The organism is Oribacterium sp. C9 (assembly GCF_002007235.1).
GTDB lineage: Bacteria > Bacillota > Clostridia > Lachnospirales > Lachnospiraceae > Oribacterium.
The window spans coordinates 1-3370 of the sequence record NZ_MUHW01000049.1; the positions used below are offsets into that span (position 1 = coordinate 1).

At 39.9% G+C, this 3370-nt stretch carries 3 protein-coding genes; all 3 read right to left on the reverse strand.

All coding sequences use genetic code 11. The features are described 5' to 3' along the window. A partial coding sequence (locus BXO88_RS16015; RefSeq protein ID WP_139355633.1) for a hypothetical protein occupies positions 1-217 on the reverse strand: 217 nt, incomplete at its 3' end. Positions 218-359: 142 nt separating this feature from the next. Next, a complete protein-coding gene (locus BXO88_RS16020; RefSeq protein ID WP_078038727.1) occupies positions 360-1664 on the reverse strand; it encodes an IS30 family transposase in 1305 nt (434 codons plus the stop codon). A gap of 209 nt (positions 1665-1873) precedes the next feature. Then, positions 1874-2794: a tyrosine-type recombinase/integrase gene (locus BXO88_RS16025; protein WP_168171757.1), complete on the reverse strand. Its 921-nt coding sequence runs from the start codon at positions 2792-2794 to the stop codon at positions 1874-1876. Positions 2795-3370 lie beyond the last annotated feature (576 nt).

A 3370-nucleotide genomic window follows, 5' to 3' on the forward strand; every position in this document is an offset into this window, starting at 1 on the left:
GGCTGTGTCCTGACATGACCCATTTGCGAAGCAGGGTCTTTTCGTAGTAGCTCATCGGAACCTCACGTTCATAACGTTCAAGATCCATTGCGTTACTGTATGCTATGTCATCCTGTGTGAACACATATCCCTCCGGATCTGCTTCGAAAGCTTCATAGTCAAAGCAGTAGTCCTTAGGATACAGGTCGTGTATATTTGACTTCTTTCGTTTAGGCATAGTAATTCCTCCGCGTTGAAAAAAATAATGTTATGTTGTTGATTGATGAGATAATTCAGACTCTGGAGAATTTAACGATTTGAAAGAATGCTGGAAATATCGGTGTATGTCATTTTCTGCTCGTGTGTGTTCTAAGATAGATTTATTTCTTCAAAAGGCCCTTGGTAAGATTAACTTCATCTGCGGGGACAGGAGAGAGGTCCAACAACTTCATAAGGCAGTGCATGTCCTCATCATCCTCAGTAATAAGCTCATAGGGCGATTTATCCCCAAGTCCGGGTCTCTTGGTGCTATTGATGTGATTTGCAAGAAGAGTCATGTCTTCCTGTGTGAACGGATTAAGAGAAGTGCCTTTGGGAATCACATAACGGATGTATTCATGATTTTTCTCCAGACGACCTTTCTGTCCACTCTGCATCGGATCGCAATAAAACATGCTGGTGCGTATGGTATTGTCAGAAGAAAGCTCAAGTTCATCCACCTTTTTGAACTCAGACCCGTTATCGGTCACGCAAATTTCGAAGAGACGATGGAATACCTCTTTTCCAAGTGCTGTCTCAAGATAGTTGAACCAGTAAATAACTGAGTCTGCCTTGCAGTCATCCATAAGAAAAATGAGCATGACAGAGTTCTTTCTGAAAAGCATCGTCAGCAAGACTTTTCCGTAACCACGTTTTCCCTTTACTGTATCCATCTCAAATACTCGGAAATCAGATCTATGCTCCATATAAGCTGTAAAATCGGCGTAGGAGCGATTCTGCCGATATACCTGATTGAGAATACCCGATTCTTCTTTCTTTTTGCGCCTATGCTTGTAGCCTGCCTGACGACGCAGGTCAATGTTTCTGACATCAAGTATGCCCATATCGATGTAAGTGTAAGCAGTCCTGCTTGTTATGGGGATCTCATCCTCATGCGTAGAGAAGATATGGGCTATCGGCTGTCCCTTCTTGATACCCGTTGTCAGAATAGTATTAACGTCAGCAAGCTCTTCGTCAGTAAGATGTATACCCTGGCGGGATATTTTTCGTGTTTCCTTCGCCTGTCTGTCGGCAACAGCAGAATCGTAGAAAAATCTGTCATCCTGACAGTAGCGGCGGTTATCGCAGGCGTTACAGACATAGGTTGGTTTCTCATACTTTTTGCATTTAAGTGTCACATACTCGCTACAGAATTCATGACACTTTTTAGGGCATGTGTAGCAATACATCTTGCAATCCATGTCACCGCATACATTGCGTTTATCACAGCCTTCCGCATATCGGCAGTCATTGCCTGCATAATAGCTGCCTCTGATAAAAACGCGATGCTTTTTTATCTCATTTGTGATAGAAGACAGATGCCTGTTCAGCAGCTTGGCTATCTTTTTCAGGGGCTGTTTACGGGCTATTCCTAATGAGATCTTCTCCCTGTCTGCATCATCAATTCTATTTACCATTTTTGTCATAGGTTTCCTCACTTTCTGAGCAGAATCATGAACACACAAGGATATATTTTATTTGCTCTTGCAGAGGGTTAAAAGAAAACATTAAAAAGGATAGAATTTGCATAAAAATCAAGAATAATAAATGTTAAGCCAGGATAGAAGGAAATTCTTTATGCAACATAAAAAAGATCCCCTTGGGATCTTTTTTGATTGGTGAAAAATTAACTGATTTATTTGAATTCCTGCCCCTTACGACTTTCATAATCGTCGATATAAGGACGATAGTACTGCAGGAGAGTATTCCTGTCTAATCCACATATATCCGCTGTAAACGGCAGGTTCATGGACTGCATGAAAATGCTATTACGGAATGACTGATGAATAGTCTCAGGAGTCAGATGATCAGCTCCATCAAAAAATGCCTCGGTATACTTCTTAACCATATACTCTACAGCACGAACGCTTAATCTTTTGGCTTGAAGACTTAGAAATAACGCCTCGTCATGTCCATGTACCGGCAAGATTTCAAGCCTGATTGCAAGATAACGGCTAATGGCAACGGCAGTAGGATCTGAAATATAAATGCTCCTCTTTTGATTTCTGCGGCCATATATGGAAATACAATGCTCTTCAAGGTCAACATCCTCTATGTTCATGTTGACCAGTTCAGAAACCTTGATTCCGGTACTTGCAATTAGCGTTACGATGGCTGTATCACGAAGACATGTTTTTTCTTGGAAAACAGCGCGTCTGCCTTCAAGTATTCCATTGGATATGAAATCGATAATGTTACGGTTTGTTTTTACTGATGGAGTAATTTGAACCTGATTTCTTATTTTGGGAGGATTCACTTTCGCTGCAGGATTCCGGTCTATCATATCCATCTTGTAATAATAAGCAAGGAAAGAGGAGAGGGAGCTGTATCTGCGTTTTATAGCAGCATCAGACCGGATCTTTGTTTCACCTTTATCAGTATATTCTCTGCTGTAATCAAGATAATCTTCAATGATAGAAGGAGTTAGCTTGTTGAGATCCGAAAGGGTCATCTTGGCTACGTCAAAAGAATCCGGCTCACGGTATTTCAAATACTCAAAGAAAGTCGTCAGATCCAAAGCATATCCATACAGTGATTGTGGTGATTTAACATCCATATTTGCTTTGAAATATCTTGTAGCAAACTTTGGAAGGTTATCCCTAACAATCTTATTAACTTTGCTTTTTGTTTCCAATTCGTTTTTTGATCTATTCATATAATCAATTATATGAATAGACTTACATCACGGCAATTGAAGAGGTTAACGAGACCTTTTTTAACTTTTTAATAGCCAAAAGTCTCGATAACTTCTTCAATTTAATGACAGACGCATGCCGTATAATCGGCATTTTTTCGTTAAACCGGAGTTTTGCGAAAAGATGGATATTGCCAGTTTTTCAGAGATTCCTAAATTGAAGAAGTTGATGAGGATATGCACCTCCTGATGAAGCTGTTGGGGCTCTCTCCCATCCCTGCGGATGAGGTTGATCTTACCAAGGACCTTTTAAAGAAATAAATATAGCTTAGAACACACATGAGCAGAAAATGACATACACCGGTATTTCCAGTATTCTTTCAAATCGTTAAATTCTCCAGAGTCTGAATTATCTCATCAATCAACAACATAACATTATTTTTTTGGTTATTCGTCAAAAATAGTGGGTAACCATTGATTCTTTTTCGGAAGTTTAGT

Excerpts from the sequence above, each read along its gene's own strand:
- BXO88_RS16025 (WP_168171757.1), bottom strand. The coding sequence starts at position 2,794 with ATGGATGTTAAATCACCACAATCACTGTATGGATATGCTTTGGATCTG.
- BXO88_RS16020 (WP_078038727.1), bottom strand. The coding sequence starts at position 1,664 with ATGACAAAAATGGTAAATAGAATTGATGATGCAGACAGGGAGAAGATC.